Annotated in this window: 19 protein-coding genes; 17 read left to right on the plus strand and 2 right to left on the minus strand. The window is 54.9% G+C overall.

Features of this window, described 5'->3' with window-relative positions; genetic code table 11:
• Positions 1 to 45 precede the first annotated feature (45 nt).
• From CKV68_RS08785 to CKV68_RS08830, 10 genes are all read left to right on the plus strand, one after another.
• Positions 46 to 786: a L,D-transpeptidase gene (locus CKV68_RS08785; protein ID WP_038617638.1), complete on the plus strand. Its 741-nt coding sequence runs from the start codon at positions 46 to 48 to the stop codon at positions 784 to 786.
• A 337-nt stretch (positions 787 to 1,123) separates the two neighbouring features.
• The gene (infA, locus tag CKV68_RS08790; protein ID WP_013241245.1) at positions 1,124 to 1,342 is read left to right on the plus strand and encodes a translation initiation factor IF-1; all 219 of its coding nucleotides are present in this window, start codon (positions 1,124 to 1,126) and stop codon (positions 1,340 to 1,342) included.
• Positions 1,343 to 1,535: 193 nt separating this feature from the next.
• Positions 1,536 to 1,904: a 30S ribosomal protein S13 gene (rpsM, locus tag CKV68_RS08795; RefSeq protein ID WP_013910826.1), complete on the plus strand. Its 369-nt coding sequence runs from the start codon at positions 1,536 to 1,538 to the stop codon at positions 1,902 to 1,904.
• Between the two features lie 3 nt (positions 1,905 to 1,907).
• A complete protein-coding gene (rpsK, locus tag CKV68_RS08800) occupies positions 1,908 to 2,312 on the plus strand; it encodes a 30S ribosomal protein S11 (RefSeq protein ID WP_013241247.1) in 405 nt (134 codons plus the stop codon).
• Positions 2,313 to 2,335: 23 nt separating this feature from the next.
• Positions 2,336 to 2,941 carry a 30S ribosomal protein S4 gene (gene rpsD, locus CKV68_RS08805; protein ID WP_013241248.1) on the plus strand — a complete coding sequence of 202 codons (606 nt, stop codon included), beginning with the start codon at positions 2,336 to 2,338 and terminating at the stop codon, positions 2,939 to 2,941.
• A 138-nt stretch (positions 2,942 to 3,079) separates the two neighbouring features.
• Positions 3,080 to 4,096, plus strand: a complete 1,017-nt coding sequence (locus CKV68_RS08810) for a DNA-directed RNA polymerase subunit alpha (protein ID WP_013910827.1) — start codon at positions 3,080 to 3,082, stop codon at positions 4,094 to 4,096.
• A 75-nt stretch (positions 4,097 to 4,171) separates the two neighbouring features.
• Positions 4,172 to 4,657 carry a 50S ribosomal protein L17 gene (rplQ, locus tag CKV68_RS08815; RefSeq protein ID WP_013910828.1) on the plus strand — a complete coding sequence of 162 codons (486 nt, stop codon included), beginning with the start codon at positions 4,172 to 4,174 and terminating at the stop codon, positions 4,655 to 4,657.
• Between the two features lie 199 nt (positions 4,658 to 4,856).
• Positions 4,857 to 5,732 (plus strand): tRNA pseudouridine(38-40) synthase TruA, encoded by an 876-nt coding sequence (gene truA, locus CKV68_RS08820; protein ID WP_095076036.1) that lies wholly within the window; start codon positions 4,857 to 4,859, stop codon positions 5,730 to 5,732.
• 59 nt (positions 5,733 to 5,791) lie between these two features.
• On the plus strand, positions 5,792 to 7,150 hold the full coding sequence (gene eccB / locus CKV68_RS08825) for a type VII secretion protein EccB (RefSeq protein WP_095076037.1): 1,359 nt from the start codon (positions 5,792 to 5,794) through the stop codon (positions 7,148 to 7,150).
• 87 nt (positions 7,151 to 7,237) lie between these two features.
• Positions 7,238 to 7,660 (plus strand): TIGR02611 family protein, encoded by a 423-nt coding sequence (locus CKV68_RS08830; protein ID WP_013910832.1) that lies wholly within the window; start codon positions 7,238 to 7,240, stop codon positions 7,658 to 7,660.
• Here CKV68_RS08830 and mycP read toward each other — a convergent pair.
• Together mycP and eccD are read right to left on the minus strand one after the other, a co-directional pair.
• A complete protein-coding gene (gene mycP, locus CKV68_RS08835; RefSeq protein WP_095076038.1) occupies positions 7,657 to 8,853 on the minus strand; it encodes a type VII secretion-associated serine protease mycosin in 1,197 nt (398 codons plus the stop codon). The two genes, CKV68_RS08830 and mycP, sit on opposite strands and share 4 nt — an antisense overlap.
• A gap of 2 nt (positions 8,854 to 8,855) precedes the next feature.
• Entirely contained in the window at positions 8,856 to 10,268 is a 1,413-nt protein-coding gene (gene eccD / locus CKV68_RS08840; RefSeq protein WP_095076269.1) for a type VII secretion integral membrane protein EccD, read from the minus strand.
• Between the two features lie 153 nt (positions 10,269 to 10,421).
• On the opposite strand from eccD, the gene eccCa reads away from it, so the two are divergent.
• From eccCa to glmM, 7 genes are all read left to right on the plus strand, one after another.
• Entirely contained in the window at positions 10,422 to 14,273 is a 3,852-nt protein-coding gene (gene eccCa, locus CKV68_RS08845; protein ID WP_095076039.1) for a type VII secretion protein EccCa, read from the plus strand.
• Positions 14,266 to 15,303, plus strand: a complete 1,038-nt coding sequence (locus CKV68_RS08850; RefSeq protein WP_095076040.1) for a type VII secretion-associated protein — start codon at positions 14,266 to 14,268, stop codon at positions 15,301 to 15,303. Before eccCa ends, CKV68_RS08850 begins: the two co-directional genes overlap by 8 nt.
• Positions 15,304 to 15,463: 160 nt before the next feature.
• Positions 15,464 to 15,781: a WXG100 family type VII secretion target gene (locus CKV68_RS08855; RefSeq protein ID WP_013910837.1), complete on the plus strand. Its 318-nt coding sequence runs from the start codon at positions 15,464 to 15,466 to the stop codon at positions 15,779 to 15,781.
• Between the two features lie 45 nt (positions 15,782 to 15,826).
• Positions 15,827 to 16,108: a WXG100 family type VII secretion target gene (locus CKV68_RS08860; RefSeq protein ID WP_013910838.1), complete on the plus strand. Its 282-nt coding sequence runs from the start codon at positions 15,827 to 15,829 to the stop codon at positions 16,106 to 16,108.
• A gap of 337 nt (positions 16,109 to 16,445) precedes the next feature.
• Positions 16,446 to 16,889 carry a 50S ribosomal protein L13 gene (rplM, locus tag CKV68_RS08865; RefSeq protein ID WP_013910839.1) on the plus strand — a complete coding sequence of 148 codons (444 nt, stop codon included), beginning with the start codon at positions 16,446 to 16,448 and terminating at the stop codon, positions 16,887 to 16,889.
• Entirely contained in the window at positions 16,886 to 17,419 is a 534-nt protein-coding gene (rpsI, locus tag CKV68_RS08870; RefSeq protein ID WP_013910840.1) for a 30S ribosomal protein S9, read from the plus strand. Before rplM ends, rpsI begins: the two co-directional genes overlap by 4 nt.
• Positions 17,420 to 17,677: 258 nt before the next feature.
• A complete protein-coding gene (gene glmM / locus CKV68_RS08875) occupies positions 17,678 to 19,021 on the plus strand; it encodes a phosphoglucosamine mutase (protein WP_054249486.1) in 1,344 nt (447 codons plus the stop codon).
• Positions 19,022 to 19,062 lie beyond the last annotated feature (41 nt).

The following is a 19,062-nucleotide window of genomic DNA, read 5'->3' on the forward strand; positions in this document are numbered from 1 at the left end:
GCTCAGTTTCCTAAGTTTTTGCTCAGTCGGGATATAGTGGTCAGCATGTCGTATAAGCCCCGTCATGCGAAGCAGTCCATGGCTCGTCGTCGTATTGCGGCGATGGTTGGAACTGCAGCAACTTCCGCAGCTCTTCTGGTGAGCCAGGCTGCCACTTCTTCCGCACAGGACTTCGGATCGAGCAACCTCAGTAGCTCTATTGATCAACAGTTGCAGAACCTTGGTCGTCAGACTCGTGACGGAGCTTGGGATCTGCGTAATAACTTGCGCGCGCAGGCCGATGCTGGTTTGCCTGTCGACGCCGCCACTATGGTGAAGCAATCCATTGATAATGCTGTTAACTTCGCGTTCCCTGGTCTTATCCAAGAGCGGACTGCGCCGCCAGTTGTGCCTGCTCCTGCTCCGGCGCCTGCTCCTGCCCGCCCAGCTTTTGACACCGGCTCTTGCCCAGCATTTGCCCGTGCGTGCATTGACTTGGCGGGGCAGCGTTCATGGCTCCAACAGAATGGCCAGGTCTCTTATGGTGCGGTGCCAATCTCCAGCGGACGCGTAGGTCATGAGACCCCCAAGGGTATTTTCCATGTTAATCGCAAGATTAAAGATGAAATCTCCCGAGAATTCAATAACGCTCCTATGCCATTTTCTGTGTACTTCACCAACAACGGTATTGCGTTCCATGAGGGAAGCCCACAGGTGGCCTCGCACGGTTGCATTCACCTCAACCACAACGATGCTGTGACCTTCTTTAATCAACTGCAGGTTGGGGACGTCGTCTACGTGTACTAATCGCAACGTAGGTTTATGGCTTATAAGAACTGGCTGCGGCATCGTGAGAAGATGTCCGTGGCCTTTTCTTTATGGGGTAGCACCTGGGGATAGTGGGGTGATGGTGAGGGGGTGGGCGTCGAGAAGCTAATAAGTCATAACCTGCAGCGAGCGCTGGGGCTGATAAAGAGCCTAGAAAAAACTTGGCTTTTCGGGCGGGGCGCTGTATTGTTGTTCGTTGGTGTATTGCCAAAAGGTGAAACACCTGTAATAAGCAGTGATTATGCGGCATCGTAATGATGAATCGGTTGGGATATTCAACCAAATTTTCAGGACCGATGTCAGGAATGTGGAGGCTATGGCTAAGGAAGGCGCAATCGAGGTTGAGGGTCGTATTATCGAGCCTTTGCCCAACGCAATGTTCCGCGTCGAACTCGATAACGGACACAAAGTGCTTGCTCATATCAGTGGCAAAATGCGTCAGCACTATATCCGTATCCTCCCTGAGGACCGCGTAGTCGTGGAGCTTTCTCCTTACGACTTGAACCGTGGTCGCATTGTTTACCGCTACAAATAATTCGACTCAGTCGTTTATTTCTTTTGAAGCCTCCATGCTTCACTGATGCCTCGGCATCACCCACACCTTTGGCCGCGGTGGCCAAAGCCTTGCGCATCTCATCCCATCGTCCGGCATCCGTCCGGGCAAAGTGATGTTTGGTAAGGACGAGCATGGAGAAAACCACCGTAACAACCGGAAAGGTACTGCCCTTATGGCACGTCTAGCTGGAGTTGACCTTCCGCGCAACAAGCGCATGGAGGTTGCACTCACTTACATCTACGGTATCGGCCCTGCCCGTGCCGCCCAGCTGCTCAAGGAGACCGGCATCTCCCCGGACCTGCGCACTGACAACCTCACTGACGAGCAGGTTTCTGCTCTTCGTGACGTCATTGAAGCAACTTGGAAGGTTGAGGGTGACCTCCGCCGCCAGGTTCAGGCCGACATTCGCCGCAAGATCGAAATCGGCTGCTACCAGGGTCTGCGCCACCGCCGTGGCCTGCCCGTCCGTGGCCAGCGCACCAAGACCAACGCACGTACGCGTAAGGGTCCGAAGAAGACGATCGCCGGAAAGAAGAAGTAATTCATGCCTCCTAAGACTCGCAGCACGGCTCGCCGCACTGGTCGTCGTGTAGTTAAAAAGAATGTGGCTCAGGGCCACGCATACATCAAGTCCACCTTCAACAACACCATCGTTTCCATCACGGATCCGTCCGGTGCTGTCATCGCATGGGCATCCTCCGGCCACGTCGGATTCAAGGGTTCCCGTAAGTCCACCCCGTTCGCAGCTCAGCTTGCTGCTGAGAACGCTGCTCGCAAGGCAATGGACCACGGCATGAAGAAGGTTGACGTATTCGTTAAGGGCCCAGGTTCGGGCCGCGAAACCGCTATCCGCTCTCTTCAGGCTGCCGGCCTTGAGGTGACCTCCATCTCCGACGTCACCCCTCAGCCGTTCAACGGCTGCCGCCCACCGAAGCGTCGTCGCGTTTAATAGGAAAGGAAAGGTAACTTACAATGGCTCGTTATACCGGCCCAGCAACCCGTAAGTCCCGCCGCCTCCGCGTCGACCTCGTCGGCGGAGACATGGCATTCGAGCGTCGCCCCTACCCTCCGGGACAGGCTGGCCGCGCACGCATCAAAGAGTCTGAGTACCTGCTTCAGCTGCAGGAGAAGCAGAAGGCTCGCTTCACCTACGGTGTTATGGAGAAGCAGTTCCGTCGCTACTACGCAGAGGCTAACCGTCTCCCGGGCAAGACCGGTGACAACCTGGTCATCCTGCTTGAGGCTCGTCTCGACAACGTTGTGTACCGCGCAGGTCTCGCACGCACGCGCCGCCAGGCACGTCAGCTCGTTTCCCACGGACACTTCACCGTGAACGGCAAGAAGATCAACGTTCCTTCCTACAAGGTTTCTCAGTACGACATCATCGATGTTCGCGAGAAGTCTCGTAAGATGATCTGGTTCGAAGAGGCTCAGGAGAACCTCCTCGACGCAGTTGTGCCAGCATGGCTGCAGGTCGTTCCGTCCACCCTGCGCATTCTCGTGCACCAGTTGCCAGAGCGCGCTCAGATCGACGTTCCGCTGCAAGAGCAGCTCATCGTCGAGTTCTACTCGAAGTAATTTTCTGTTCTCCTGCTTTGTGGCTTCCATACTGTGGAGGCCGCGGGGCAGGACGCGACAGGAATCTTCTTTAAGTCCTTTCATCCTTTCCGCCTATAGACGTCAAATAGCGGTCGTCACTCACAGGAGAGTTCTTAAATGCTCATTTCTCAGCGCCCCACCCTCACCGAGGAATACGTTGATTCCGCTCGTTCGCGCTTCGTTATCGAACCGCTTGAGCCGGGTTTCGGTTACACCCTTGGTAACTCGCTGCGTCGTACCCTGCTTTCGTCCATCCCGGGCGCTGCAGTGACCAGCGTGAAGATCGATGGTGTTCTTCATGAGTTCACCACGATCAACGGTGTGAAAGAAGATGTCTCTGACATCATCCTGAACATCAAGGGTCTGGTTCTGTCTTCCGACTCTGATGAGCCGGTTGTCATGTACCTCCGTAAGGAAGGCGCTGGCGTTGTATCCGCTGGCGACATTGAGCCGCCTGCCGGTGTGGAGATTCATAATCCGGATCTGCACATTGCGACGCTAAATGAGCAGGGTCGTCTTGATATCGAGATGATCGTCGAGCGCGGTCGTGGCTACGTCCCGGCTTCTCTCTACGCAGGCACCAACGAGATCGGTCGCATTCCTGTTGACCAGATTTACTCCCCGGTGCTCAAGGTGAGCTACAAGGTCGAAGCTACTCGTGTTGAGCAGCGCACCGACTTTGACAAGCTCATCATCGATGTTGAGACCAAGAACTCTATCGCTCCGAGTGACGCTCTTGCGTCTGCTGGCAAGACCCTGGTTGAGCTGTTCGGCCTCGCACGTGAGCTGAACACCGCCGCTGAGGGCATCGAGATCGGTCCTTCTCCGCAAGAGACTGAGTACATCGCTGCTTACAGCATGCCAATCGAGGACCTGAACTTCTCCGTTCGCTCCTACAACTGCCTGAAGCGTCAGGAGATCCACACCGTCGGTGAGCTTGCAGAGTGCACCGAGTCGGATTTGCTGGATATCCGTAACTTTGGTCAGAAGTCGATCAACGAAGTCAAGATCAAGCTCGCTGGCTTGGGTCTGTTCCTGAAGGACTCTCCTGAGGACTTTGATCCCACCCAACTCGAGGGCTACGACGCCGCTACCGGCGACTACGTGGACACGGATCTGGAAGATTCCGAGTAAGAAGCCCAGTAGGGGCCTGACCATTGCGGCCAAGGTCCCAAGCGCTCAATAAAACTTGTACACGAGGAGTACACAATGCCTACCCCTAAGAAGGGCGCCCGTCTCGGCGGTTCCGCAAGCCACCAGAAGCACATTCTGTCGAACCTTGCGGCACAGCTTTTCGAGCACGGCGCTATCAAGACCACCGATGCTAAGGCTAAGCTTCTGCGTCCTTACGCAGAGAAGCTGATCACCAAGGCTAAGAGCGGCTCTGTTGCGGATCGTCGCAACGTGCTCAAGCTCGTTCCGAACAAGGACGTCGTTGCACATCTGTTCAACGAGTTGGCTCCGAAGTTCGAGAACCGCGAGGGTGGCTACACCCGCATCATCAAGCTCGAGAACCGCAAGGGTGACAACGCTCCTATGAGCCAGATCTCCCTCGTTCTTGAGGAGACTGTTTCTGCAGAGGCAAGCCGCGCAACCCGCGCAGCTGCTTCCAAGGAAGCTGAGAAGGTAGAGGAGCCAGCAGTCGAGGAGACCGCTGCAGAGACCTCCACCGACGAGGCTGCAGAAGAGAAGTAGTCTTTAAGGCTTTAACGCCTGGACATAAAACGTCCCTCATCGCTGATAAAAGCAGATGAGGGACGTTTTGCTATAGGGGCAGCAGTCGCAGGCGTGCCCTTTGTTAGATTAGAATGCGCTCGACCCTGTGCTTGAGAGAATGTGGGGTTGAGGTGGGCGTCGAAAAGCAACCAGTGTTGCTTCGTGGAGGAATAACAATATGGAGACCAACCAGCTAACTGTGCGTATTCGCCTCGATCTGGCTTATGATGGCACTCATTTTCATGGGTGGGCGCGTCAGGGAACCTCCCAGCTGCGCACGGTGCAACGAGTGCTCGAGGATTCGCTTGAGCTTATTCTTAGACATCCGATTCAACTGACCGTGGCAGGCCGCACAGATGCCGGAGTTCATGCTGCGGGGCAGGTGGCGCACTTTGATGTTCCGGAGGCTGCGCTGGATACTCGCAGTATCGACGGCGACCCGTGCAACCTGGTACGACGCCTGGCTCGCCTGCTGCCCGAGGACGTGCGAGTCCACGCGTGCACGCGAGCCCCGGAAGGGTTCGACGCGCGGTTTTCTGCTTTACGACGCCACTACGTCTACCGCCTGACCACCCACCCGCGAGGCGCTCTTCCTACTCGTGCAACGGACACAGCGCACTGGCCGAAGCAGATCGACATGAATGCGATGCAAGCAGCCGCAGACGTCCTTATCGGTCTGCACGACTTCGCGGCCTTTTGCAAGTATCGAGAAGGCGCAACAACGATCCGCGACCTGCAAGAATTCACATGGCACGACGTCTCCACTCCGCTGGAACCACAGCTCTATGAAGCCCACGTCACTGCTGACGCCTTTTGCTGGTCCATGGTCCGGTCACTCGTCGGCAGCTGTCTAGTCATCGGAGAGGGGAAACGGCCGGAAGGATTCGCCGATTCTTTGCTCACAGAAACCTCTCGTTCCTCCCGCGTTCCCGTTGCACCAGCCAAAGGGCTAAGCCTGGTGGGCGTCGATTACCCCGTGGACAGCGAGTTGCTGGCTCGCGCAGACGTTACCCGTGCAGTGCGGACCGCTGGCGATATTTCAGGGAACCACTAAGGCATTCGCATCCGTCTAACTAGATGGCCCATTCCCAGGGGCTGTCTAGCCAATTCCCTATGCGCATGAGGACGGATGCCATGGACACAACAACACAAACTCCCCACGAGAACGCAGTTCAACGCAGAGGCATCGCCCCTGCAACAAAGGCTCAAGTCTCAGGCCATAGGTTTCTTGTTCGGCGCATAGAGCTAGGGCTTTTGCTTGGCGACGTCCGCATGATCCATGATCCGCTAGGTAGGCTGCGCCGCGCCCTGGCGTTTGGGCTCAGCGCGGTTGGGCTTGTGGCATTAGGCGCAGGCGCACTAGCACTTTTTAGCCCGAACCCCGATCCCGGCGACGCACGTATCCTGTCCTCGCAACGAGGTGACCTCTTTGTGCGCGTCGGAGAACAACTGCACCCGGTGACCAATCTGACGTCCGCACGGCTTGCCGTGGAGGAATCGTCCACGCCGGTCAAAGTTGGTGATTCAGTACTAAAGACCAAACGCATAGCAGTCCCCATCGGGATCGCAGACGCACCCAGCGTCTTCAACGAAGCCCCCAGGACAGAGCCCCTCTGGCAAGTCTGTACTTCTACTCCTGCACCAACCGAGTCGAATTCCCCACGGACAACATTCCTCATCAATCACGCCACTGCTTTTGACGAAGCCCCACAACTCGGGGACGACGAAGCCCTTTTAGCAACGAGCCCGGCAGGCGACGTGGTGGTCACCGCTGCAACTAGGAGGCTTCTTCCACCACCTGAGACTCCCGAGGGCAGGAGCATTCGGCGAAGACTCGGCATTGACTTTGCGACGCCACGGTGGAACCCTGCGCCAGACGTGTTGGCTATTGTTCCAGAGTCACCCCAGTTCCACCTCCCCGTGGGGAATCTGGAACTTTTTGTAGCCGACGGCGAATACTGGCTAAAGAATGACTTGGGAGTTGTGCGCATTAGCCCTCTGCAAAAGGATGTTCTCACAGATGTAGGTTGGGAACTCAAAACCGTCTCGCGAACAGAGATGACAGCGCGACCTGACATAGAACTTCAGATAGCGCTGCCCGAGAAACCGTTGCGTTGGCAAAATCCTCATAAAACAGATACCTGCATATCGGTGTCGTTTGCCCACACAGATATGGAATCGAGCATCTCTGTGGGACTCACCAGTTCTGCTACGGCGTCTGCGTCTGCAGTCGAACTTTCGGGAGACTCTGTGGCGACGCACTTTGTGGGCACCGGAGGGACTGTAGCTGTAGAAACAGGCGCGGGAGTACATCTGATTTCTGAGCATGGTCTGCGCCATCAGCTGGCACATAATGCGGTGTTAGAGCATTTAGGCATTCGCACGATACAGCGTGTGTCATGGTTTCTTCTCCGACTGCTGCCATCTGGAACTACCTTGAGCAAGGAAGCCGCATTAACACCGCTCTACTAGTGTGTAGACTTTTCCTTCGAGTCTGAAATTTTTCGAAGGACCACATATACGTTTTATCACCATGCCCGCAAGAGGAAAGGAACGCGCATGAGCTCGATGCGTGACGCAGTTGCGGACAAGCTTGCTCACATCAATCAGCGTCATGAGAGTCTTAAACGCCATCGTTTTGGATTCCTTGTACGACCCACCGTTCTCATTCTTGGATGGTTGGTCGTTATCGTGGGGATTATTACCATTCCTTTTCCCGGGCCTGGATGGCTTACCGTGTTTGTGGGAATCGGAATTTTATCCTTGGAATTGCACTGGGCAAGCGGCCTTTTAGCATGGGGTGTGAGGCTTTACGATCGCTTCTTTTCCTGGTACCACGTGCAACCCAAAAGGACGCGTTATTCTCTGATAGCCGGCACTTTAGTGGCTGCTTGGATCGCTGGAATCGCGATTGTTCTACTGCTATGGAAATTGGGGTTTGTACCGTTTCTAGACCCCATAGTGCGTATGCTGATCGGCTAGCTTGCCAGATAGTGATCAGATCGCGGATGCATACGCGAAAGCAACAGCGCTGTGGACGTAAGCGTTATGAGCAATAACGACGTCACAACAGCAACGATCAGCCGCCCGTGTGCTTCATGTCGGCTCGGTTGAGACACTGTCACGAGTGATGGGTGTGGCTGTGGGGAAGTCCGTGGAAAAATCTGAGTAAGAGCTAACTCAGGGTCGACGGCTCCGGTCATAGGATCAACACTGTGATACAGCAAAGCCCTGATGTCAGCAGCAACGGCCTGTGGATAGCGCTCCCGGAGTAACGCGGCGGTGCCGGCAACAATGGGGGCAGCAAAGCTAGTTCCCTCAAAAGGCACAACATCGCGATCTTTGTGGGTTCCCTGGGATAGCGCATCACCCTCGTGCGATAACGCTGCCGCGACGTGGCCCAAGGCGCTGAGCATCGGATGTGGAGCAGGTAAGGAATACTGCGTAGGAAATCCATTGCCATGTAACGCGGAAACAGCCAGCACTGTATCTAGGTGAGCTGGGTAGACATGATCGCCTGGTTCGCATGAACCAGAACCTGCATTTCCTGCGGCGGAAACCACAATGACGTTTGACCTCTCAGCGCGGTCAAGGGCTGTATGTAGCTCGGAAAGCTCTACGAGGGTTCCTTGGCGCACACATGACACCACCGAGATGTTGATCACGTGTGCACCATGGTCAATAGCTGTATGTATGCTCTGAGCCAGCGTAGAGAGATTCCCCGCAGGAGTTGTGCGAGTCGAGTATTCCTGCCGCACACTGGTCTGCTTGATAGAGATGATCGTTGCGGCAGGCGCTACCCCTACCACTCCGTCGGGGCCATCGCGTGCTGCAATAATTCCGGCGACAATAGTGCCGTGGGCGTCGCAGTCATAAAGGCCGCCGCGACGTGTGCCGTCGTTGACAAAGCTGCCCGCGTCTTCTACCAGACCAAGACGCGGATGGGGAGCGACACCGGTATCGATTATCGCGACTCGAATGCCAGCGCCGGTGGCGTGACGGTGGGCCCGGCGAAACTTCTGCGAGACGGCTGCTTGGTTGCGGACATTTTCTGCCGACGCATGAGCTGCTTGAGCGCACGAGTGTTCTTGACCGTAAGCCAGTGGACAGAAACCGAGGCAAAGAACAATGATCACCAGAGCGAAAGCCAGGCCGGAAAACCGAAAGATGTGCATAGTTATCCCAGCCCCCGGATCAGGGAAAATACCCCCATGAGTTGGCACGATAACGGAAATACCGCGGCCAGGGCCAAGGCTTCGCATCTGCCGATCCATAGCGCAGTAACGGGTGTGAATCGAGGCAAAAGTTTGGCCCAGAAGGAAGCGGTGAGAGCACACAACGAGACGGATAAGGGGATTATCACTAGCCATTGAACGGAAACATCAGTGGCTAGAGACAATCCGAGAATTCCGCCGAGGGAGATCAACCACAGCATCCATACCGATACACCGGTTGCATGACGATGCGAATGCGCTGCGGTACAGATAATGACGCATATGCAGAGCACAAAGGCGAATCCGTTGCCGTTTGCTAGATAACCAATAACTAATAGTGCCGGGGCAGCGCTTGCCGACGCCCCCACCACTATGCCCTCCAACAGCAACAGGGATTTCCTGGCTTGATGTTTTAGCCATTGAGGTGAAGTCTGCGAGTCCGCGACGCTCAGATCTTCACCCGCGCTGGGAAGACGTGGGACCTCAACACCAGCTAACTTGACTGCCACAGTTGGGGCCAGGACTATCACAGTAAGTGCGCATGCAACTACTGCGCTAGCCGCGCCTAAAAACCAACCGTGTGGCTGTGATTCTGGAAATTGATAGAGCCAGCCCGCCGCAGCTACAGGAGAAGTCGATAGCGCAAAAGAGATGATCGCGCTGAGAGTCCGTAAGTGGTCGATCGGCTTTTCATACGAGGCTGTGATGGTGCGGGGTAGGCGTCGAGAAGCAAGCACATGCAGCGAGAGCGAACCTGCTATGAGCGCTATATCGGCTGCTAAGACCGCTGCTGCGATGTCAGATGCTCTCGCCTCTGATACTGAGAAAGGCACAACAAAAGAACCTGCTGCGAAGGCACAAAAACCGGAGAACGCTGTTAACACCAGGGGGTTGCGGGTCCATACATACGCGAGCATTGCTAAACCACACAGGATCAACCAGCGGAATGCGGGTGGCCCGAGCGCGTCTATGCGCATGATGAGAAAAACACAACCCATAATCCCCAAGGCCTCTGTAGCAGTAGCGATACCACGTGGAGGAAGAGAATCTTTGCTGCTTTGCGCGAGGGTTTCCGCAGAGTCACGCACAACAGGAGCTTTCGACGCTTGGCGTGGCCGCAGAAGGACAACCGCACCGTCAGGAAGGCTCGTAGCATGAAGGGGAGCGGAGGCATCGATACGCACTCCAGAAGCCGTGATAGATTGCCACGGCGTAGTCCCCGCTTCTACTCCCGCGAGCGACAAAATATCCGGGATGACCTCTACCAATGCAGATGACCGTGGGACGGAAATATCTACGTTAACGCAGGAAACAGCTGGCGTGAGATCCCCAGGTGTTTCAATGCGGAAATGAAGCCGAATATCTTGATCTATCAAAAGAAATCCCCCCTCTTTGTTGGTACCCCCTACCAAGTACCGTCCATCCTGACTTATGATCGCTTCAGTGTCTAGCCCAAGGGGGAACTTCGGGTGGGGCCGTCAAAGGGGAACCGGGGAAGTGACTTTTCCACGTGCACACAAGGGGGGAAAATGGTGCGTGCCGCCGTATCGACTATCCAGGAAAACGATGGCGAACACATTGCTGAACAGCAGATCTTGGTAAGGGAAGAACCCTCTTGCATGCCTACGTCACCGCAGGAAAATACACCCAGTAAGCAGATCGATCACGGGATAATTCCACAGCTCAGCGCAGATGAACGGCTGCCCGCGCCACCGCTTCCAGTAGGAACTCTGCAACCGGAGCCTGTCCCGGAAGCCGTGCGTGCGCAATCTGTGCCGCTGCTCAAGATGCTCATGCCGCTAGCTATGGTGGGCGCGGTCATCGCGATGGTCGGGCTATTGGTGATTTCAGGTGGAACATTAAACCCAATGATGCTCACTCTGCCGCTCATGATGGGGATGTCCTTGCTTATGATGTTTTCTCCCGCGCCGGGAGAAGACACAGCGGAGATGCGCAGAACATATCTACGACACTTGGTGGCTTTGCGCGAAAAAGCAGCGGACAATGCTAATGCACAGCGAACACATGAGTTATACCGGCATCCTTCGTCGCATGAGTTGTGGTCGATGGCAGGAACTGAGCGGATGTGGGAGCGGTTGGGGGATGCCTCCGATGCTTTAGAAGTGCGCATTGGCACTGGAAGCACCGCGTTATGCACTCCATTTGAGGTGCCGGATTCGGGTGCAGCAGAAGATTTGGATCCGGTCTGTGCGGTGTCGCTACGTTCGACGGTTCAGGCTTTGAGCTCTGTCCACGATATGCCACTGACTATGCAGTTACAGGCGTTTCGAGTTATCAATATTTTAGGAGATGACGCGCATGGTTTAGTCCGTGCTATCGTCGCGCAGCTGTGCTTTCACCATGGTCCGGAAGCCGTGGGTATAGATTTCATCGTAGGGAATACCGTAGCGAGGGGCGTCCCAGGTTCTGATGATGATTGGTCTTTTGTTAAATGGTTTCCGCATTGTCGAACACCACAAAGCGCACAGCATCGGGTCGCCATTGTGGATTGCAGGGACAAACAGAGCCAGGAAATAGAGGCATCTGGTGCGAGCCGGTGGGACGTGATTATTGCTATTGACGCACACCCAGACTCAGATCTAGGCCTGCGGGCTGAGGAAGAAGGGATTGTGCTGCAGGCAGGTTCGAGTCTTGGGGTAATTACAGAAAAAGGTGTCGAGAACATCGGTGTTCCTGAAACCTTGACCAGCAGTGGGGCATTGCTCCTTGCAAGAATCCTGACCAGGTATAAACGGGCGGAATCCGAGAGCACGGCCTCCTCTGATCTGCGTGCGCTCTTAGGAATTCGTGGCGCCGCCGGGCAGCTTGACGTGGGATCTTTGTGGCGCCGCCGGAAAATCGGAGGGTTAAAGAACAAGCGACTGAGTATTCCTTTTGGGCTCAACTCATCGGGGAAGCCTGTGGTGCTCGATATTAAGGAATCGGCGCACGGTGGGATGGGGCCGCATGGTCTGTGCTTGGGATCTACAGGTAGCGGAAAATCGGAACTCTTGAGGGCGTTGGTCGCGGGCCTTGCTGCAACTCATAGCCCGGAAGATCTCAATTTTGTGCTTGTAGATTTCAAAGGTGGCGCCACCTTTTTAGGACTAGACCGATTACCCCATACCTCTGCCGTAATCACTAACTTGGCTCAAGAAACTGTGCTTGTGGAGCGCATGCATGATGCGATCTCGGGGGAGATGAATCGACGCCAAGAGACTCTGCGCCAGGCCGGAAACTTGAGCAACGTCAGTGAATACACTGCGGCGAGACAGCACCGACCAGAGCTAGCTCCCATGCCGGCGCTGCTCATCATCGTTGATGAGTTCTCGGAGTTATTGGGACAGCACCCCGACTTTGCCGATCTTTTTGTGGCAGTGGGACGTTTAGGTCGATCTTTGCATATACACCTTCTGCTCGCGAGCCAACGACTCGATGAAGGAAGACTGCGCGGACTGGATTCACATCTGAGTTACCGGATTGGTTTAAAGACGTTTTCTGCTGCAGAATCCCGCCAAATACTGGGAGTGCCTGATGCCTACGAGCTGCCCAATCAACCAGGTGTCGGGTTTCTTTCTACTGGTGCAGGCTCACTGCAACGTTTCAGGGCGTCCTATGTGTCAGGCCCCATGCAGAACTTTAACGTCGAACACAATAGAGGCCGCTCAGTGAGGCTGTGGACTGGATGGGAAGACTCTGGGCAACAATCAGGACAAGCAGAACAGAAAACTGATGCTCGAGGGACCACGCTTGTCGACGCCATCGTCTCTGCCAGTGTGCAAGCTGCAGCGCAAGAACAACTGCGAGCACATCGTATATGGCTCCCACCGCTCCCAAAGTCCATGAGTCTCAACTCTTTGGACCTCAACCAGACGTCCTTGGTGGCATCGGTCGGCATTATCGATCGTCCATATCTGCAGCGTCAGGACCCGTTGATCATGAATTTCCTCGGACAAAGCGGACATGCCGCACTCTGCGGTGGGCCGCAGACCGGGAAAAGTAGCGCGTTGTGTACGATCATGACATCTTTGGCCATCTCGCATTCGACGCGCACCCTTCGGTTTTATGTATTGGACCTCGCTGGAACAGGCCTTGCCTCGACATCAGTATTGCCGCATGTAGCTGGGATTGCACACCGCACTGAGGCAGAAAAGGTGCGAAGGATCATAGACGAGGTCGTATCCTTCATCGATTCTCCTGAAGAACGCCACACTTTTCTTGTTGTCGATGGTTGGCACGTGGTGGGTCAGGCCTTCGACGATCTGCTTGAACCTCTTGCTCGTATTGCCTCCGACGGGCTAGCCGCACATGTTCATCTGGTGATCTCAACTCCGCGATGGACTGCGCTGCGTCCCGAGATCCGAGACCTGATACCGCAGAGGATTGAGTTCAAGCTGGCAGAGCCTTTGGATTCGCTCATTGATAGAAAAGCACAAGGCAAACTTCCGCTTGCTGCTGGCCGAGGTCTGAATACGGATAAGGAGCACATCCTCTTTGCGCTATCCACACCGGCAGACCTGGAACAAGCGGCATCAGCCTGCATAGATAGGGGAGATAGTGCTGTACCCGAGCTCAGGATGCTCCCCTCCTTGGTAGGAGTCTCGGAGCTGGCGGTGGACGTCGAAAAGCAGGGAATCCCTCTTGGCTTAGGCGGCAAAAAGCTCACTCCACTGACGTGGAATCCTCAACATTCGAGCCATCTGTTGTGCGTAGGCAATCAAGGCTGTGGAAAAAGCACATTGATGCGCACGATCGTCAAAGGAATTGAAGCTATGGGGAAGGAGCACGCTCGCATCGTGATGATCGATCACCGGCGGGCTCACCTGGGAGCGGTGCAGGAGGACATGCTCGCGGCGTATTCTGCGACATCCCAGACCACAGAAAGCATGATCAGCGATACGGTTGTGACTCTTCGTTCACGTTTGCCTAGTTCGGATGTGACTGCGGAGCAACTAAAAAATCGTTCCTGGTGGTGCGGTCCGGACATATTTTTGCTTATCGACGATCTCGATATCCTTCCCGACAGTTGCCTGTACCCACTGGTTGAGCTTCTACCGCACTCAAAAGACATTGGTTTGCACGTGGTGGCATGCAGAAAAATTGGAGGTATGCAGCGTGCTTTGTATCAGCCGTTTCTCACGGAAATTAGGGACCAACAGCCCACGGCTATCATTCTCGATGGTGATAGAGATGACGGACCTCTATGGGGGATACGCCCTAGCCAGCAGCCTCCGGGCCGCGGAATTGTAGTGGAACGTGGCAGCAACAAGGGAGTGTTCCAAGTAGCTGTTGCAGATTCGTATTTAACTACTCAGACCGATGGTTCGCAGGAAGCTGCATGTGTAACGGTGGGGGAGGTTGTGAGGGAACGCCATGAATAAACCATATGACCTGGTGATTACCGTCCTGGATACCGCAACAGTTTTTGAAGCTACAGAAGATGCCTTTCGTTATGACCTCACGAGTGCCGGGGTTACGGAGGGATGGGCGCTTGACAAAATCGTCGAACAAGCTAAGCAGTTGTTGCCTCAGTGGCCTGCAGTAACAATCCAGATTATTGCGGAAGCAACAGTAAAAGAGATTCTCGCCGAACAGTTGTCGGAACACGGAGTCTCAGTGGAAGCAGCATCGACTAGGGAGGCTTCTTATACAAAGCGAGAACCTATAAAAAGCGATCACGTTGAGTACACGTGTGAACCTCAACCGGACGTCGAAGAGCACGATGCGCGGAGAAAAACTATTCGGGCGAAAACTTTATCCTTTAGTCACATATCACTAGCGGAGAAGTTGCATCCTCTTCACGGTTTACTTGTGGTGCTCGTTATCGCAGTAGCCGTGGTGTCTTGGTGGGCAATGGGAAAAGATCTTACATCTCCCTCTACGGGAGTAACACCGGTGCAAAGCGTGGGGGACCAAGAGCAGAGGGGCGCACAGGGTACCCACTCTGAGATGAGACCAGTACCAACGACAAGCGGGGCTTCGTCTTCCAGTAATGATGTGGTTTTGCACCACGCTCGCATACAAGTGCTTTTACCTAGCGATTACCATTTGGCGGAAAAAGAAGGAACGAGCGGAATGGTTATAGCGACCGGCGATGATCCAGAACTTCGGATCTTCTTGTCCATAGACCCCGTGGGTTCAACTGACGTAGAGGCTATCTATGCGGAGCTAGATGCAATGATCACCCACGATCCCACGCTGACACATGGACAAACTCTGGGAATAACTAAGCCAACCCGCCTGGTCTCCTATGAAGAGCGTCCTGGGGATGGATCCTATGCGCATTGGTGGTCTTGGGTAGATAATGGATACGTGTATTCCGTTGGGTGTCACAGTAAGCGGATGTCCACTATTCCTCAGCGTGCAGTATGCCGTAAGGCGGTAGAAAGCGTGTCCGTGCGTAGCTCTTGACGCTGGGTGGAAGGGGGAGTGGGAGCTGAGACTCAGAAGAAAAAGAGAAAAGCGGGAACCAAAAAGGCGCAACGCTACGTCTAAAGATCAAGGCTGTCATGGCAGCTGATAGGAATCCCGCGTAGGGGAAGAAAATACACACAATTTATGGGGAGGGATTATGTCCGGTCAGTTGAGAACGGAAGCTGACGTGATGATGGCTACCGCCGGTCGCGTGGACAACACTAATGCCGAGGTGCAATCGGAACTTGCTCGACTGCGAGGAATCGTCGATGGAATTCGGGGTTCTTGGGCGGGTGCTGCTCAGGTAAGTTTTGACAACTTAATGCAGAGGTGGGACGCATCGGCAGGCAAGCTGCGTATGGCGCTGCAATCTATTTCAGACAACATCCGTAGTAATGCAGCCTCATTCGACCAAACAGAAACCGATAACAAAGCAGCTTTTGCCTCCGTGGGGGCACAGGGGCTTGCTCTATAAAACGCTTAGCTATCTGCTGAAACCTGAAACAAGGAAACGATATACATGATTAAGTATGGATTTGCTGCCATTGAAGGAGCAGCGGGGGACATCCAATCTACGTCGGGTCGAATGAGCTCGTTACTTGAAGACCTCAAGACCAGTATTCGTCCGATGGTAAGCACATGGGAAGGAGATTCCGCTTTGGCATATCAAGAGGCTCAATCCCAATGGGATCAGGCAGCGTATGAGCTCAATACAATTTTGTCTACGATTTCCCAGACAGTTCGAGCTGGAAACGAGAGAATGAGCGAGGTAAATAGAGCCGCAGCTGCTTCGTGGGGATAGCCCGCGATTGAGTACCGATGGCGGAACCCGTAGCTGGTCACAAAGAAAACCAAGGCAGGCTGTGATGAGTACGGGTTAGAAGAATGGGCACTTCTTCCGTCATCGCTGAACTGGGGGGCATACGACACTTATTACGACCGTCGTGTGCCCCTTTTTCTGTGTTCTCAATAAAGTTGTCTAACGTTCACAGATCGCGTAATGTTAAACGCCTGTGTGTTCAGAGCTCCGTTGACGCGGTGCAGCAGTCCACGATCGGGTCACCACCGGCCGCCGTTCGTGATTTCCTCTTGAATAACACCTGGCTGGCAGTTCTAGACAGACTTAAAAGGAGTCATCAGTGTCTACTTACCACCCGAAGAGCGGTGACATCACCCGCAAGTGGTACGTCATCGACGCCACTGACGTGGTCTTGGGTCGTCTTGCTACACACGCAGCTGATTTGTTGCGTGGCAAGGGCAAGCCTCAGTTCGCACCGAACGTTGACTGCGGCGATCACGTTATCGTTATCAACGCTGACAAAGTTCACATTTCCTCCAACAAGCGCGAGCGCGAGATGCGCTACCGTCACTCCGGTTACCCGGGTGGTCTGAAGACCATGACGCTGGGACGCTCCCTTGAGGTTCACCCAGAGCGCGTGATCGAGGAATCCATCCGTGGCATGATGCCGCACAACCGTCTTTCCCGTGCTTCTGCAAAGAAGCTTCACGTGTTTGCAGGTTCTGAGCACCCATACGCTGCTCAGAAGCCCGAGACCTACGAGATCAAGCAGGTGGCCCAGTGAGTGATCAGAACGTAACCGAGAACTTCGAGGCAGACGCAGCGGACATCGCCGCAGCAGTTGCAGCTTCTGAAGAGTTCACCAACACCATTGGTGACGTCGTTGCACCTGAGGCTGAGGTCGAGACCGCAGCTCCAGTTCTGCACGAAGGCCCGATTCAGACTGTTGGTCGCCGTAAGCGTGCCATCGTCCGTGTTCGCATGGTTGAGGGCTCCGGCCAGTTCACCTGCAACGGCCGCACCTTGGAGGAGTACTTCCCGAACAAGCTGCACCAGCAGCTGATCAAGGCTCCTCTCGTTCTCATTGATCGCGATGGTCAGTTTGATATCCAGGCTACCCTCACCGGTGGCGGCCCGACCGGCCAGGCGGGTGCATTCCGTTTGGCTATCGCTCGTGCACTCAACGTCTACAACCCGGCAGATCGCGCAGCCCTGAAGAAGGCTGGCTTCCTGACCCGTGACGCACGTGCCGTCGAGCGTAAGAAGGCTGGTCTGCACAAGGCACGTCGTGCCCCGCAGTACTCCAAGCGTTAATCTTTTTTCGCTGGTTCAAGCCGCTTCACCGTTTGGTGGGGCGGCTTTCGCCGTTTTCGGTTGGCTGTGCAGGAGCCCTAGAAGCACAGTCAGCGGGAGATACCTACAACCAGAGCCCTCAAGCATAGCGCCGGGCAACGGGACACAGATGGCGATAGAGCGCGGCGGACAGCGATCAACAGGGAGCTATATAAATACTGTGCAGTGCTCAGGGAGCCAACTATAAGAACATAATGCTAGGCGTGCATAATAGAACGCATGACTCGACTCTTTGGAACTGATGGTGTCCGCGGCCTTGCCAATAAAAAACTTACGGCTTCTCTAGCGTTGAAATTGGGGGCTGCAGCTGCCGAGGTATTGACCAAAGACAACCGCAGCACCAGCCGACGCCCAGTCGCTGTGGTTGGACGCGATCCTCGTGTGTCTGGCGAGATGCTGGCAGCAGCTTTGGCCGCCGGAATGGCAAGCCGGGGGGTGGATGTGCTGAGAGTAGGTGTCTTGCCAACTCCGGCGGTTGCGTACCTAACAGATTTTTATGGTGCAGACATGGGCGTTGTTATCTCCGCTAGCCATAATCCTATGCCGGATAATGGCATAAAGTTCTTTTCCAAAGGTGGACATAAGCTTCCGGATTCGGTGGAAGACGAGATCGAGACGGTCATGGAGACCATCTCAGATGGTGGCCCCACGGGGCACGGCATTGGTCGCGTAATAGAAGAGGCCGTAGACGCGCAGGAAAGCTATCTGAAGCATCTGAAAGGTGCAATCCCGCAATCGCTTGAGGGCATCACGGTGGTAGTGGACTGTGCTAATGGTGCAGCAAGCGAGGTAGCTCCGCTGGCTTACTCCGCAGCAGGTGCCAAGGTCATTGCTATCCACAACCATCCCAATGCCTACAACATTAACGATAACTGCGGTTCTACCCATATAGATCAGGTCACAGCAGCGGTGCAGGAACATGGCGCGGATCTGGGGCTTGCTCACGATGGTGACGCTGACCGGTGCTTAGCCGTTGATGCAGAAGGCAATGTTGTGGATGGCGATCAGATCATGGCGATTCTTGCACTTGCGATGAAAGAGAATGGCGAGCTGCGCAAATCCACACTCGTGGCTACTGTGATGAGCAACCTGGGACTGCGCCTGGCGATGAAAGACGCTGGCATTACTCTCATGACTACTCAAGTCGGCGACCGCTATGTGCTTGAAGAGCTCAATGCTGGCGGCTATAGCCTGGGCGGCGAACAATCAGGCCATATCGTATTGCCAGATCATGGCACGACCGGAGATGGCACATTGACCGGCTTATCGCTCATGGCTCGCATGGCAGAGACAGGACTATCACTGAAAGTGCTTGCCGAGGCAATGACAGTTTTGCCACAGGTGCTTATTAACGTGCCGGTTTCTGACAAAGCCATAATCCGGGACCATCCAGAAGTTGCGGCGGCGCTAGAGCGTGCTACCGATGAGCTCGGTGAGACCGGGCGTGTATTGTTGCGCCCCTCAGGCACGGAAGAGCTTTTCCGCGTCATGGTGGAAGCTGCTGAGGAAGAGACGGCGCGTCGAATAGCTGGTGAATTAGCAGCATTAGTGTCAAAAATTTAGTAGTTGGAACCGCAGGCCCCCTTTCATACGTCTAAGCCTTA

The organism is Corynebacterium ulcerans (assembly GCF_900187135.1).
Lineage (GTDB): Bacteria > Actinomycetota > Actinomycetes > Mycobacteriales > Mycobacteriaceae > Corynebacterium > Corynebacterium ulcerans.

Bases quoted from the DNA above. Each gene is read 5' to 3' on its own strand.
- rpsK (WP_013241247.1), top strand. From the start codon at position 1,908: ATGCCTCCTAAGACTCGCAGCACGGCTCGCCGCACTGGTCGTCGTGTA.
- CKV68_RS08785 (WP_038617638.1), top strand. From the start codon at position 46: ATGTCGTATAAGCCCCGTCATGCGAAGCAGTCCATGGCTCGTCGTCGT.
- CKV68_RS08830 (WP_013910832.1), top strand. From the start codon at position 7,238: ATGAGCTCGATGCGTGACGCAGTTGCGGACAAGCTTGCTCACATCAAT.
- truA (WP_095076036.1), top strand. From the start codon at position 4,857: ATGGAGACCAACCAGCTAACTGTGCGTATTCGCCTCGATCTGGCTTAT.
- glmM (WP_054249486.1), top strand. From the start codon at position 17,678: ATGACTCGACTCTTTGGAACTGATGGTGTCCGCGGCCTTGCCAATAAA.
- rpsD (WP_013241248.1), top strand. From the start codon at position 2,336: ATGGCTCGTTATACCGGCCCAGCAACCCGTAAGTCCCGCCGCCTCCGC.
- eccCa (WP_095076039.1), top strand. From the start codon at position 10,422: ATGGTGCGTGCCGCCGTATCGACTATCCAGGAAAACGATGGCGAACAC.
- CKV68_RS08855 (WP_013910837.1), top strand. From the start codon at position 15,464: ATGTCCGGTCAGTTGAGAACGGAAGCTGACGTGATGATGGCTACCGCC.
- infA (WP_013241245.1), top strand. From the start codon at position 1,124: ATGGCTAAGGAAGGCGCAATCGAGGTTGAGGGTCGTATTATCGAGCCT.
- CKV68_RS08860 (WP_013910838.1), top strand. From the start codon at position 15,827: ATGATTAAGTATGGATTTGCTGCCATTGAAGGAGCAGCGGGGGACATC.
- eccB (WP_095076037.1), top strand. From the start codon at position 5,792: ATGCGCATGAGGACGGATGCCATGGACACAACAACACAAACTCCCCAC.
- rplQ (WP_013910828.1), top strand. From the start codon at position 4,172: ATGCCTACCCCTAAGAAGGGCGCCCGTCTCGGCGGTTCCGCAAGCCAC.
- rpsM (WP_013910826.1), top strand. From the start codon at position 1,536: ATGGCACGTCTAGCTGGAGTTGACCTTCCGCGCAACAAGCGCATGGAG.
- mycP (WP_095076038.1), bottom strand. From the start codon at position 8,853: ATGCACATCTTTCGGTTTTCCGGCCTGGCTTTCGCTCTGGTGATCATT.
- CKV68_RS08850 (WP_095076040.1), top strand. From the start codon at position 14,266: ATGAATAAACCATATGACCTGGTGATTACCGTCCTGGATACCGCAACA.
- CKV68_RS08810 (WP_013910827.1), top strand. From the start codon at position 3,080: ATGCTCATTTCTCAGCGCCCCACCCTCACCGAGGAATACGTTGATTCC.